Here is a 12,815-nt window from a genome sequence, read left to right as displayed (position 1 = left end):
TCTGCGAAGCAGAAAGTTAATCACCCAAAACCAAATGTTGTTTCTGGCTGAGCAGCATCTTTTTTAATGCATTGTAATCGATATCCTGTACGGCTTGATTACCCTCTATCGCCAAAACCGCTGCTGTAGCCGCCGATTCACCCAATATCATAAATACAGGTTCCATGCGCACCGAACCATAGGCAATGTGCGAAGCTGATAAACACACCGGAACCAAAAGATTCTGGCATTCCTGTTTACGTGGCACAATAGACTGATAGGCAATACTGTAAGGTTTTGGCGCCTTTACACCGATATCGCCCTCATTCTGAACAAATCCTTCGGCTGTAACATAACGCTGAACATTATGCGAATCGAGCGAATAGGATCCCATACCTACCGGGTTAGGCACAGCTTTTTTACCCAATACTTCATTTTCGGTCATCACAAAATCGCTAATCATTCTTCTCGCTTCGCGCACATAGAGCTGATATGGCCAGTTGCCATTATCTTTAAATTCATCTTTTGCCAGTCCCCAGTTTTTTAATTGTGCACTAACCTGCCGGGGCATTCGCGGATCATTAGCCATGAAATACATCAGGCCTTTCTGGTAATTTTCATGCGCTTTAATAATCTCTCTTCGCTTTTCGTACGAAGCTTCAGGGTAATCATAATTCATTCCGATAAAATCGGTACTGAAGGGGCCATGGTTATTGGTATCTGTTTTGCGGTTGGGAATGGGATCGTATTTATTAAAAAGTTCGTTCCAGCCTGAATTGAAAACCCTGAGCAAGAGTTCATAATCATTCGGATTGTAATGATCTGGCTTGGGAAAAGCAATCCTGTTTTCGGGTTTATCTGTTAAACACATGCGGTAACAATAGGCCTGAATTTTATCATCTGCAGTGCCATTCTTGCCAGGTTGTTCTGCTGAAATACCTGTTAAAAGTCCACTGTTTTTATCGCCCGCAATACGATAAGGATCTATTTTATTCTTAAAATGATGGCCATGCTGAAAAACCAAAGCCTGCACTCCGTTCCACTGTTCTGAATAAGTGCTATTGGCCTCTCTTCCTACATGATAACTTACTTTAGCTGCTGCCATCAAATCACCTTCATAACTGGCATCTATAAATATTTTTCCAGAGAATTTTTTACCTGACAGCGTAGTCAGCCGGATAATCTTTCCTGCTTCCAACTCCAGTCCAGATTCTCTATTAAGCCACTCGCCACGGTAAATTTTAAGGTGATTTTCTTTCACCATTTCTTCCATAATCTGCTCAGCAACATGGGGCTCAAAAACCCACATCGTGCGTTCGTTACCATCCATTGCCGGGGTGCCTTGTCCCTTATTGCCATAGGAAGCCTGCGCCTGCCAGTTCCAGGCACTGGCTTTTTGATAATGCTGATAAACCCGCGCATAAAATGTTCTGGCTAAACCTCCAATCACCGATTTATCGCCAGTATCGGTAAAACCCAAACCCGATGAAGAAAGCCCCCCGAGGTGTTGATCTGGTGAAACCACCAATACACTTTTCCCTAATTTTGCAGCCTGCACTGCAGCCATAACTCCGGCCGAAGTGCCCCCATAAACAATGATATCGGCTTTATATTCCTGCTTTTTCTGTTGTGCGAGCGTAAATAAGCTAAAATGAAGTGCAAATAAACCGGCTAAAAATTTTCTGATCATGAGCTGCTAAAAGATTATGTTTCGATAAATGCCAGGTGGATTATTGCCTGCATTTACTAAGGTTTAACGTTTTAGCTAAGATAGTAATCCAGATAATAAAAAACAGTTATCCTGCTATTTTTCATAACTTTATGCTAACGATTGGGAATTCGGGTACATTAAAGGCAATTATAATTAATGAACTTATGAAAACAGTAAAACCTGCTGAAGCATTTAACAAATCGGCAAAGCTCTATCAGCAAAAGTTTATGAATGTGAGTTTATATGCTGAGCCTTTTCAGGTATTTTGTGATCACATACAAGTCAATAATCCCAGCATTTTAGATATCGCCTGCGGTCCTGGAAACATTGTTAAATATTTACTTGACAGGCAACCCGATTACCGCATTTTAGGGATCGACCTTTCGCCCAATATGCTCGACCTTGCCCAAATCAATAATCCAACTGCTCAATTTCAGTTGATGGATTGTCGTGAGATCAACAAAATTGAACAACATTTTAATGGCATTACCTGTGGTTTTTGTCTTCCCTATTTAACTCCCGAAGAAGCTGCAGCAATGATCAGTGACGTAGCTAAATTGTTAAAACCTGCAGGCATGTTTTATCTGAGCACCATGGAAGAAGATGCCAATAATCAATCGCGATACCAAATATCGAGTACCGGCGACCGTGTTTATGTGCATTATCACCGGGAAGACACTTTAGCTCAGGCACTCAGCCAAAGTGGCTTTGAAACACTATGTATAAAACGCTACAGCGCACCTGATCAAAACGGTGTAAACATTAGCGATCTGGTATTGGTTTGCAAACTTAAACAAGTTATTTAAGCAAAATAAGATTGTTTTGCTCACGAAATCATTCTCAACAAGACATCTAATTTAATCTTACGCTTAAAATACACCTCTTTAACTTGCTTATTTTCACCTTTTTTAAACGATAAACACAAAATTTGCTTTCTTCTGCATCAAACTTCACCCTATGTTGCAGACAAAGGTCAAAAGTAAGCTAAAAGCAGTCTTCAAATTTAAAGTAAGTTAATATTGGGTTTATATGCGCCCCCTAGCTTTGCAGCAATCTAAGGAATCCTGAAAATAAACTAAAACGGTTTAGGTTCAAAAACTAATTATTAAACTAATGAAAAAAAATTTAACGGCCTTGCTGAGGTCTGTGCTGTTTGCTTCTGCAACTGCATGGCTTACAGCAGCACCGGGCTCAGCTGCCATGGCCATGGCGAATCTACCCAATCTTCCTGCTGCTTTAAAAACGCAAGAACAGGGAACAATTATTGGAAAGGTGATTGATGAAAAGGGCGATCCCCTTCCCGGTGCGAGTATTTTGGTAAAAGAGCTCAACAAAGTTGCACAAAGCAATCCGGATGGAAGCTTTAAACTAAGTGTTCCTACCGGCACTTATACGGTACAGATCAGCTTTATCTCCTACACCACGGTCACTTTAGGCAAAGTGCAGGTAAAAGCAACTGAAAACGCCCCGTTAAATGTAACCTTAAAAGGCGAATCGGGAAGTTTGAATGAGGTGCTTGTGGTAGGTTACGGTACCCAAAAAAGGGAAAACGCAACCGGTGCTGTAGACCAAATCAATGCAAAAAAACTCGAAAACAGGCCAATTACCAATCTTACGCAAGGACTGCAAGGCTTATTACCCAACCTGAATTTGAAAATGATGGATGGAAAGCCTACGCAATCGCCAAGTTTTAACATTCGTGGTACTACTTCTATTGGCCAGGGCGGTAGCGCATTAATCCTGATTGACGGTTTTGAGGGCGATCCAAGCTTGCTTAACCCCAATGATGTGGAAAGTGTTTCGATCCTTAAAGATGCCGCATCAGCAGCTATTTATGGTGCCAGAGGGGTATTTGGCGTGGTGCTTATTACGACTAAAAAAGCCGAAAAAGGCCGTACCAGCGTAGCTTACTCAACCAATTACGCCATTAAAAGCCCATTACAGGTTCCTGATTTTGTAACCGACGGGTATACCTGGGCCAAAATGTTTGCAGAGGCTTTTGTAAACGGGGATGGTGCTTTTCCGCAGAATGCCAATAAAACACAGAAATTTTCGCAGGCTTATCTCGATGAATTCAAGAAAAGATCAGAATCAGGTCAGCCATACAACCAGATAGAGGTAAACCCAACGACTGGTGAGTACACTTATTATGGAAGTACCGATTACTATGGCGAACTGTACAAGAAAAATACAGCAGCTACAGAAAATAACCTTTCGGTAAGTGGTGGCAGCGATAAAGCATCTTTCCTGGTATCAGGGCGTTTCCTTAACCAAGATGGTTTATTTAAGTACAACAGCGACGATTACGACATGAAAAACATCCGCGCCAGGGGTTCGGTTCAGGTTTTCCCGTGGTTAAGCATCGAGAATAATGCCGATTACTCGGTAATGAACTACCACAATCCGATCAACGTGGGTGAAGGCGGTGGTATCTGGCGGAATATTGCCGATGAAGGTAAACCTACTATGCCCATTTTTAACCCTGATGGTTCATTAACTTTTGCTGCAGCCTACACAGTAGGTGATTTTATTTACGGCAAAAACGGTATCGATACCCGTCGGCAGGTTTTTAGAAATATAACCGGGTTAAAAACCAATTTCTTTAACAACAAGTTTAGGGTAAATGCTGATTTTACCTTCCGCAACACCAATAATAACGTTGAGCAGAAAAGGGTTCAGGTGCCATACAGCAATACAAAGGGCGTTACGGCATTTGTGGGTACCACAACCAACGATCTTTTGTTCGATCAGCGCGAAACCCAGTACCTGGCTACCAATATTTATGCCGAATACGAAAACCGGTTTGGAACCGATCATTACCTCAAAGCGATGGCCGGTTACAATTACGAGCAATCTACCTATAACCGCATTGCAGTGCAACGCAACGGAATTATTTTTGAGGATGCAACCGATTTAAACCTGGCACTTGGCCAATCCATTACTACAGGTGGAGGTTATGAGCAATGGGCTATTCTGGGTGGTTTCTCACGATTAAATTATGCTTTTAAAGACCGTTACCTTTTAGAGGTTAATGCACGTTACGATGGTTCTTCTAAATTCCCTGCCGATCAGCGTTATGGTTTCTTCCCTTCTGTTTCGGCCGGTTGGAGAATTAACAAGGAACCTTTCTGGGGTGTTTCTGACAGGTTAATCTCTGATTTAAAATTAAGGGCTTCTTATGGCTCACTTGGAAACGGGAACATCGCTTCCTATGCTTTTCAGGAAATCTTCAATATCAGCCAGTCGGGTGTTATTTTAAATGGTGTAAGGCCACAAACCACGCGTATCCCGAATGTACTTCCTGATGGTTTAACCTGGGAAACTTCGACCACAACCAACTTTGGTCTCGATTTAACCATGCTTTCGGGCAGATTAAGTTTTACAGGCGATGCTTATATCCGTAAAACAACTGATATGTTTACTTTCGGGCTTACGCCTCCTGCTGTATTTGGTGCAGATGTACCTAAAGGAAACTATGCCAACCTAACCACCCGTGGCTGGGAACTTTCGTTAACCTGGAACGATAAAATCGGGAAAGAAAAACCTTTCAATTACAACGTAAGGTTAACCTTGTCGGATAGCAAAACGAAAATAGATAAATACAATAATCCGGATAAATTACTGAGCGATTATTACGAAGGTCAAACCCTTGGCGAGATCTGGGGTTATGAAACCGAAGGATTTTTTATTGATGATGCAGACATCGCTTCGCATGCCAAGCAAGATCCGCAAATGAGGGCCTCACCTACCGGCAAATGGTTCCCAGGCGACATTAAACTAAAAGACCTTAACGGTGATGGTTTTATCAATGTAGGCGAAAATAAAGTAGGCAAATCAGGAGACCGCAGAATTATAGGTAATTCAGCTCCAAGATACCTTTATGGGGTAAGCCTTGGTGCCGACTGGCATAATTTTTCATTCTCTGTTTTCTTCCAGGGTGTTGGTAAGCAACAATGGTACCCAAGCACCGAAACAGAAATGTTCTGGGGCCAGTACAACAGGCCATACAACAATATTCCAACCTTCCATTTGGGTAACATGTGGACACCGGATAACACTGATGCCTATTTCCCGAGAACCATGTCGCGGGCTGCATCAAGCAATACCAACCGTACATTGGGTGTGGCGCAAACCCGTTATCTGCAAAATGTGGCCTACCTCCGCATGAAAAACCTGCAGGTTGGTTACTCCCTTCCCGGCAAATGGATAAACCGTATTGGGGTGCGCAGTGCCAAAATTTTCTTCTCAGGAGAGAACCTGTTTACCTATTCGCCAATGTATAAAATAGTTAAACATACTATCGATGTGGAAAATGCTGTGCCATCTGATCAGGATTTAAATGCCGGCAGTACAAACGGAGATGGGTACAATTATCCTTTAATGAAGAGCTACTCTTTGGGATTGAACATTGGATTATAATTAGCTGAATAAAAGAAGATGAAAAAACATTATATCTATATCTTACTGGCTTGCCTGGCTTTGGCAGCCTGTAAAAAACTCGATCAAAAGCCTCAATCGAGCGCAACAAAAGATGCGGTTTTTGGTACCGAAAACGGGTTAAAACTCTACACCAATTCATTTTACGGCATGGATTTTCTGCCAAAGAATTCAACCAGTCAGGATGCCATGTCTGATTACCTTGCCGTAAAATCTGTTCCGGATTTTATCCGCGAAGGCGGCTTTGCGGCTAATAACAGCTCTGGCTGGAGCTGGAGAGACCTTAGAAATATCAATTATTTTATAGAAAATTGTACGAATCCGGCTGTTCCGGCAGCAACGCGTAACAATTACCTGGGTATTGCCCGTTATTTCAGGGCTTACTTCTATATGGAAAAGGTGAAACGTTTTGGAGATGTGCCCTGGATCGGAAAACCATTAAATATCGATGACCCGGCGCTAAACGCTGGCAGAGACAAACGCGAACTGGTTATGGATTCGGTACTGGCCGACATTAATTTTGCCTGTGCAAACATTAGTTCTACTAACGACGCCAGCCGCACCACCATTACCAAATGGGTAGCTTATGCTTTTAAATCGAGGTTATGTCTTTTTGAAGGTACTTTCCGTAAATACCACACCGATTTAAACCTTGCATCAACTGCCGGCAAATGGCTGGAAGATGCTGCTTCTGCTGCTGATGAAATTATTAAAAAAGGAGGTTACTCACTAAATACAGCCGGTGGTCCTGGTGTTTCTTATCGCCAGGTGTTTACCAGTAATACCCCAATGGCAAACGAAGTATTACAGGCTGCAGTGGCCGATATCAATCTTGGCGTATTGAACGAAGCCAACTGGTGGTGGACCAGTGGCACTTACGGTGCAAAAGCAAGTTTTACCCGTACCTTTATTAATACTTATTTAAAGCTTGACGGAACGCCTTACACCAATGATCCGGCTTATAAAACCATGTTATTTAAAGATGAAGTTAAAAACAGGGATCTGAGGTTGAAACAAACCATCCGTTTGGGCGATTATAAACGCATTACCAGTGGTCAGCAAGTACCTGCCCCACCCGTTTTTTCTTATACCTTTACCGGTTATCAACCTATTAAATGGACCTTGGATGATACCTATTTTGATGCAGGAGCTTTAAATACCAATGCCATTTCTTTATTCCGTTATGCAGAAGTATTACTCAACTATGCCGAAGCAAAAGCCGAACTGGGCACCTTGAGCGATGCAGACTGGGCCCTCACCATCGGTGCATTAAGGGCCAGGGCAGGTATTACAGGTGGCTTAAGCACTAAACCCCTTACTGCCGACCCTTATCTGGTAACCAACTATTTCCCGGGTATATCGGATGCAACTTTGCTCGAAATCAGAAGAGAACGTGGTATTGAACTTAGTTTGGAAGGTTTACGTTTTGCCGATCTGTTGCGCTGGAAACGCGGGCCTTTAATGGAGCAGGAATGGAATGGTTTTTACGTGCCCACTTTAAATACGCCTATGGATTTGAATGAAGATGGCATTCTGGATGTAGCTTTTTATCAGGGCACACGTCCTTCGCCGGTTGCCGGTGTAACTTATGTTGATGTTTCGGCTAACATTGGTGCAGCCGTTAACTCTCAGTTACTAAAAAATGATAATTCGGGTGAGTTAACCTGGATGAAAGAGATCCCGCGTAAGTGGAACGAGCGTAATTACTACTACCCTATTCCTTTAGCAGATATCCAAAAAAACCCTAATCTTAAACAAAACAAAGGCTGGGAATAAACAAGTTTAATCTTAAATAAAATACAGATGAAAATTAAAATCTGGCTTCTGGCCACCATGTTTTCTTTAGTATCAATGGGGCTTAAAGCACAACAAATAACCATTGGCACTTTTAATATCCGTTACGATAATCCACGCGATTCGGGTAACCTTTGGGTAGACCGTGCCCCCATTGTTTCCAACTTAATCCGTTTCCACGGCTTTGATATATTGGGCATACAGGAAGGTTTAAAAAACCAGCTCGACGATATGAGTGCTGCTTTGCCCGAATACGCGCGCTATGGTAAAGGTCGCGATGATGGAAAAGATGCCGGAGAACACTCAGCCATTTATTACAAAAAAGACAGGTTCAAACTATTAAAAAGTGGCGATTTCTGGCTTTCAGAAACACCAGATGTACCTGGTAAAGGCTGGGATGTAACCTGTTGTAACCGCATTTGTAGCTGGGTCTATCTCGAAGATGTAAAAACGAAAAAACAATTCTATGCTTTCAACGTACACTATGACCACCAGGGCGTAATTGCCCGTCGCGAAAGCAGTAAGCTGATTTTGAAAAAGATAAGTGAAATTGCCGGCAATAAACCGGTTTTGCTAACCGGCGATTTTAACGGTGGCAGAGATAGCGAATGGTATAAAACTATAGCTACTTCTAATCAACTGGTTGATGTGCACAGCAAGGTTAAATTCCCTTACGCCAATAATTCATCATCCAACGGTTTTAGAATCCCACGCGGCACATCGGTTATCGACCATATTTTTATGAGTAATCAGTTCAGCGCCAGCAAATGGGGCATTTTAACAGATACGTACTATGGTAAATTCCCTTCAGATCATTTTCCGGTTTTAGCAGAAGTGACATTGAAATAAGCTAATTTATTCAGACTTTTAAAAGAGGCTGTTTCTTAAATATGACATTTATGAAACAGCCTCTTTGTTTTTCAGGTTTTTAAACTATAAAGCTGAAATGATTACATTAGCCAAATGAAAACGCTAATCAGTAAAAATGCCTTACAACTCCTCTTAACCTTATGTATTTGGGTTATTTACAACAATCAGGTCATTGCACAATCTTCAGCCAAAACCTATAGCATTCCATTCAAATTAACCAGCCAGAATAATATTGCCATTCGTGCGCTTATTAACGGTCAGGATACCGTTTCGCTCATGTTCCATACGGCAGCAAATTCGTTAACACTCACTACTGAAGCCATTTCGAAGATGAAAAGCCCGCGTTTTGAAGGTGCCGATACAGTAAAAAGCTGGGGCGGTGGCGAAAACAGTTCACGTTACAGTAAAAACAATCTGCTTCAAATCGGAAAAAAGAAGTGGGATCATATTCCGCTATGGGAAAACCTGAATTCCGGTCCGGGAACGGGTGGCAAATTTGGCCCTGAACTTTTTGAAGGTCAGTTTATCGATATTGATTTTGACAAGAAAATCATGACCATCAGCAACGATTTACCTGCAAAAGCAAAAGCTTATACCAAACTCGAAGCTGAATATAAAGACGATATGTTATTCATTAATGCCGGCTGTGAAATTGGCACCGAACAACTTAGCCTACCCTTTCTAATCCATTCGGGATATGCAGGAGCTGTGCTTTTTGATGACACCTTTACCAATAACAATCAACTGGATCAAAAACTTAAAATCGTTAGCGAAAAAAACCTCAAAGATTCTTTCGGAAACGTGCTTACCGTAAAAAGGGCGGTATTACCTGCTTTGATAATGGGCGAAAACAAACTGAATGAAGTTCCGGCTGGCTTTTTTAAAGGTGCAATTGGTCGTCAAAAGATGAGCATTATTGGTGGTGAGCTACTTAAACGATTCAATATCGTAATCAGTGCCGATCGCAAGGTGGTGTACCTTAAGCCCAATGGCCTTTTCAACTTGCCTTATCCGGCAAGTTAAGCGGTGATCAACCAGCCATAAAAAAACCACTCCAGTGAAAATTCACTGGAGCAGACAAAATTTGTTTCAATCGAGTGAGGCGATTGTGTTTCAAAGATAGTGGCTCTTTGCTGATTTCAAACGTTTGTAGTTACATTGTGACTCATAATGTATAAACAAACACAACTTTATACAGCTGTTTGTAGAGGCAATGTGCATACTTATACATAAGCTGTTACCCGATATTTTTTATTTCAGGCTAATCATGGCCAGCATCTCTCCTTTTTCGAGTTCACGCGCAGTATAATACAGGCTGAGTTTGTTTTTACCACTTTTCTTTTCGGCCAGGCGCAATTCTTTCACCAAAATGGTCATCTGGCCTTCATTGCTAAAGCTCCATTGGTGCAAAGTAGTCCCGCTTTGATCTTTAAGTGCCAGCCCACGACCAGTGCCCGTGCCGTTATCCAGGCGGCAATGTTTATAAACAATGCGCAACTGATCACTTTCTTTGGCCTGATCTAAATTCAATACCCTTAAATTTAGTGGTTGGTTAATGTACTGTTTCAGCACCGATTTGTTATTGAGAAAAATCTCATAACCATCAAGTCCAAACCTGGTGGTAAAACTTAAACTTCCCAGTGTTACAACCAGGAAAGCACAAACTAATAACTTTTTCATATTGTTTATTTTTTGATTTAGTACCAAGTTAGCGCTTCAGCAAATACAGCTAAAAAATAGTAGAGTAACAACCAATCTAATCGACAAGCGTATTTTTATGCGTATCTTCCTCTATTATTTATGTCGTTTGTCGACATTTCTTTGTTGGCCCGGCCTTTTTAAGTTCCTTTGACCATGAGCAGATTTTTCAACAAAAAAACACTGATTTACACCGCTTACTGGATATTGGTAACCGGCTTTTTTCTTTACGAGAAAAAATATCTGCTCTATAAAGCCAACATGCCCTACTTTTTGGCCTGTGTAAGTGTTCGGGTAATCTTACTGATGGTGATTGCTTACCTTAATTTACACATTTTTTTACCGAAATATCTCATAAAAAAGAGATATGGTTCCTATGCAGCCTCCATTTTACTTTCGGTTATGGCCTACCTCGTTATCCAAAGCCTGTACGATTGGTATTTATACGGCTATATTGTTGGCCCGCTTTACCGAAGCAACATGTACGAATCGCTCTACTACAATTTTTTCAGTACTTTATGGTATCTGGGGCTTATGCTTTCGCTTAAACTGAGTATTGATTGGTATAGTCAGCAGTTATTGATCCAACGCATTACGGTTGAAAAACTTAACGCCGAAGTAGATTTCTTACGGGCCCAGGTAAACCCGCATTTCCTGTTCAATATCCTCAATAATCTTTACGCCCTCACCCTTAAAAAATCGGAACAGGCGCCAGATGTGGTACTGAAGCTATCATCGATGATGGAATACATGCTGTACGATAGCAATGATGATAAAGTTCTGCTGGACAAAGAACTGGAATATTTGCAAAATTATGTAGCATTGGAACGCTTGCGTTTTGGCAATGAAGCGGTGATAACATTTAATATTGCCAACGTGCCATCGGGATTAACCATTGCTCCACTCCTCTTATTACCTTTGGTAGAAAACGCTTTTAAACACGGATTGAGCAGACAAACAGCTAATAGTGAGCTAAATATTGATATAGCCTTTAATGATGGTGTTTTAACTGTAAAGGTAGAAAACACCAGGCCGCTTGCGCCGGCAGAACCTTTAAAAGGTGGCATTGGGCTGAGCAACCTACGCAAACGCCTCGCATTGCTATATCGGGGCAAACATGATTTACAACTAAAGGACGAGCCAGGCCGTTTTAGTGCGCTATTAATAATTGAATTGTAATGGAAACGCTGTTAAATGTTGCTGTAATTGACGATGAACCATTAGCCCGGGAGGTATTGGAAGGTTATTTAAAAAGGCTATCTGGCATAGGACAAATTTTGCTTTTCCCCAATGCGATGGCTGCTTTAGCCGGATTAAAAGATAGCAGAACCCAGCTTTTGCTCCTGGATATAGAAATGCCCGAAATGAGTGGAATTGAGTTTCTGAAACGATTAGCTGAACCACCATTGACCATTTTTACCACCGCTTACCGCAACTATGCATTTGAAGGCTATGAATTGGGTGTGATCGATTTTTTACTGAAACCCATTGCCTTTAACCGCTTTGAACAAGCCATAACCAAAGCCAGGGAGCTTCTGGCGCTTAAAGAACACAGCCATCTGGAAGAAAACCAGGCCAATATCGACGATTTTATTTTCGTTAAAAGCGGGGTGCAACGCATCAAACTCCAATTCAGCGAAGTAAGCCATATTCAGGGTTTGAAAGATTATGCCATCATTCATACGCCGGCAAAAAAGATCCTGCTTAAAGGATCAATCAAAGCTATGCAAGACCTTTTTCCGGCCGATCGTTTTTTACGTGTGCATAAATCTTTTATCATTAACCTCCAAAAAGTTCAGCAACTCGATCGAAACAGTATTTTTTTAAATGGTCATCAGGTACCCATAGGCCGTAACTTTCGCGAAGAACTGGAGAAATTTATTAAAGCGCATTAAAATATAGATCCCGGATATATCAAAGTTAATTTATTAATCCTTTGTGTAGCTGAAAAAATAAACAGGTCATAATCAGCCTCCTCAATCTTTTCCACAGCCTGTTTATAAATTATTTGTTTTTGGTAATTCGCCGCAGCTTACCTTAGCTTTTAAATCTATCATTATGGACGCAATCACTACAGTAGAGCAATATCGTAAGGTTCTTTTAAGGATTAATATGCTGATGAATAAAGGCAGTCAACGCATTAGCTGCGAAGAAATGTCAGAGATCAGAATCCTTCGCGCCCAGGCATCTGAATACGAGCGCGTACGTTATGATTTTAGTCTTGTTGCCGCCACTAACGAAAACTAAATCACTTTAAAATCACGGCTATTGCTCAGATTAAAGGCCGAAGATACTTTTCCTGATTGAGTATATTGTCCATCCAGCT

The 12,815-nt window shown here is 41.5% G+C and carries 10 protein-coding genes; 8 read left to right on the top strand and 2 right to left on the bottom strand.

Features of this window, described 5'->3' with window-relative positions; all coding sequences use genetic code 11:
- Positions 1-16 precede the first annotated feature (16 nt).
- Positions 17-1,669 carry an FAD-dependent oxidoreductase gene (locus tag BLR37_RS10755; RefSeq protein WP_090768355.1) on the bottom strand — a complete coding sequence of 551 codons (1,653 nt, stop codon included), beginning with the start codon at positions 1,667-1,669 and terminating at the stop codon, positions 17-19.
- A gap of 185 nt (positions 1,670-1,854) precedes the next feature.
- Between BLR37_RS10755 and BLR37_RS10750 the strand changes: the two genes are divergently transcribed.
- The 5 genes from BLR37_RS10750 to BLR37_RS10730 all read left to right on the top strand — a co-directional run bounded on the left by BLR37_RS10750 (position 1,855) and on the right by BLR37_RS10730 (position 9,814).
- Positions 1,855-2,496, top strand: a complete 642-nt coding sequence (locus tag BLR37_RS10750) for a class I SAM-dependent DNA methyltransferase (RefSeq protein WP_167356591.1) — start codon at positions 1,855-1,857, stop codon at positions 2,494-2,496.
- A 307-nt stretch (positions 2,497-2,803) separates the two neighbouring features.
- On the top strand, positions 2,804-6,109 hold the full coding sequence (locus tag BLR37_RS10745) for a SusC/RagA family TonB-linked outer membrane protein (protein ID WP_090768350.1): 3,306 nt from the start codon (positions 2,804-2,806) through the stop codon (positions 6,107-6,109).
- Between the two features lie 18 nt (positions 6,110-6,127).
- Positions 6,128-7,903: a RagB/SusD family nutrient uptake outer membrane protein gene (locus tag BLR37_RS10740; protein WP_090768347.1), complete on the top strand. Its 1,776-nt coding sequence runs from the start codon at positions 6,128-6,130 to the stop codon at positions 7,901-7,903.
- Between the two features lie 27 nt (positions 7,904-7,930).
- Positions 7,931-8,770, top strand: coding sequence for an endonuclease/exonuclease/phosphatase family protein (locus BLR37_RS10735; protein ID WP_090768345.1), 840 nt, complete (start codon positions 7,931-7,933; stop codon positions 8,768-8,770).
- 114 nt (positions 8,771-8,884) lie between these two features.
- The gene (locus tag BLR37_RS10730) at positions 8,885-9,814 is read left to right on the top strand and encodes a pepsin/retropepsin-like aspartic protease family protein (RefSeq protein WP_090768342.1); all 930 of its coding nucleotides are present in this window, start codon (positions 8,885-8,887) and stop codon (positions 9,812-9,814) included.
- 228 nt (positions 9,815-10,042) lie between these two features.
- On the opposite strand, the gene BLR37_RS10725 is transcribed toward BLR37_RS10730, so the two are convergent.
- On the bottom strand, positions 10,043-10,471 hold the full coding sequence (locus BLR37_RS10725) for a hypothetical protein (RefSeq protein ID WP_143009561.1): 429 nt from the start codon (positions 10,469-10,471) through the stop codon (positions 10,043-10,045).
- A gap of 174 nt (positions 10,472-10,645) precedes the next feature.
- Between BLR37_RS10725 and BLR37_RS10720 the strand changes: the two genes are divergently transcribed.
- The 3 genes from BLR37_RS10720 (at position 10,646) to BLR37_RS10710 (ending at position 12,736) form a co-directional block, all read left to right on the top strand.
- Positions 10,646-11,668 carry a sensor histidine kinase gene (locus tag BLR37_RS10720; RefSeq protein WP_090768337.1) on the top strand — a complete coding sequence of 341 codons (1,023 nt, stop codon included), beginning with the start codon at positions 10,646-10,648 and terminating at the stop codon, positions 11,666-11,668.
- On the top strand, positions 11,668-12,384 hold the full coding sequence (locus tag BLR37_RS10715) for a LytR/AlgR family response regulator transcription factor (RefSeq protein ID WP_208599633.1): 717 nt from the start codon (positions 11,668-11,670) through the stop codon (positions 12,382-12,384). Before BLR37_RS10720 ends, BLR37_RS10715 begins: the two co-directional genes overlap by 1 nt.
- 163 nt (positions 12,385-12,547) lie before the next feature.
- Positions 12,548-12,736, top strand: coding sequence for a hypothetical protein (locus BLR37_RS10710; protein ID WP_090768334.1), 189 nt, complete (start codon positions 12,548-12,550; stop codon positions 12,734-12,736).
- Positions 12,737-12,815 lie beyond the last annotated feature (79 nt).

Origin of the sequence: Pedobacter soli (genome assembly GCF_900101435.1) — a bacterium.
Classification (GTDB): domain Bacteria; phylum Bacteroidota; class Bacteroidia; order Sphingobacteriales; family Sphingobacteriaceae; genus Pedobacter; species Pedobacter soli.
This window is presented reverse-complemented; position numbering and strand designations above follow the sequence as displayed.

Excerpts from the sequence above, each read along its gene's own strand:
- BLR37_RS10755 (WP_090768355.1), bottom strand. The coding sequence starts at position 1,669 with ATGATCAGAAAATTTTTAGCCGGTTTATTTGCACTTCATTTTAGCTTA.
- BLR37_RS10750 (WP_167356591.1), top strand. The coding sequence starts at position 1,855 with ATGAAAACAGTAAAACCTGCTGAAGCATTTAACAAATCGGCAAAGCTC.
- BLR37_RS10745 (WP_090768350.1), top strand. The coding sequence starts at position 2,804 with ATGAAAAAAAATTTAACGGCCTTGCTGAGGTCTGTGCTGTTTGCTTCT.
- BLR37_RS10740 (WP_090768347.1), top strand. The coding sequence starts at position 6,128 with ATGAAAAAACATTATATCTATATCTTACTGGCTTGCCTGGCTTTGGCA.
- BLR37_RS10735 (WP_090768345.1), top strand. The coding sequence starts at position 7,931 with ATGAAAATTAAAATCTGGCTTCTGGCCACCATGTTTTCTTTAGTATCA.
- BLR37_RS10730 (WP_090768342.1), top strand. The coding sequence starts at position 8,885 with ATGAAAACGCTAATCAGTAAAAATGCCTTACAACTCCTCTTAACCTTA.
- BLR37_RS10725 (WP_143009561.1), bottom strand. The coding sequence starts at position 10,471 with ATGAAAAAGTTATTAGTTTGTGCTTTCCTGGTTGTAACACTGGGAAGT.
- BLR37_RS10720 (WP_090768337.1), top strand. The coding sequence starts at position 10,646 with ATGAGCAGATTTTTCAACAAAAAAACACTGATTTACACCGCTTACTGG.
- BLR37_RS10715 (WP_208599633.1), top strand. The coding sequence starts at position 11,668 with ATGGAAACGCTGTTAAATGTTGCTGTAATTGACGATGAACCATTAGCC.
- BLR37_RS10710 (WP_090768334.1), top strand. The coding sequence starts at position 12,548 with ATGGACGCAATCACTACAGTAGAGCAATATCGTAAGGTTCTTTTAAGG.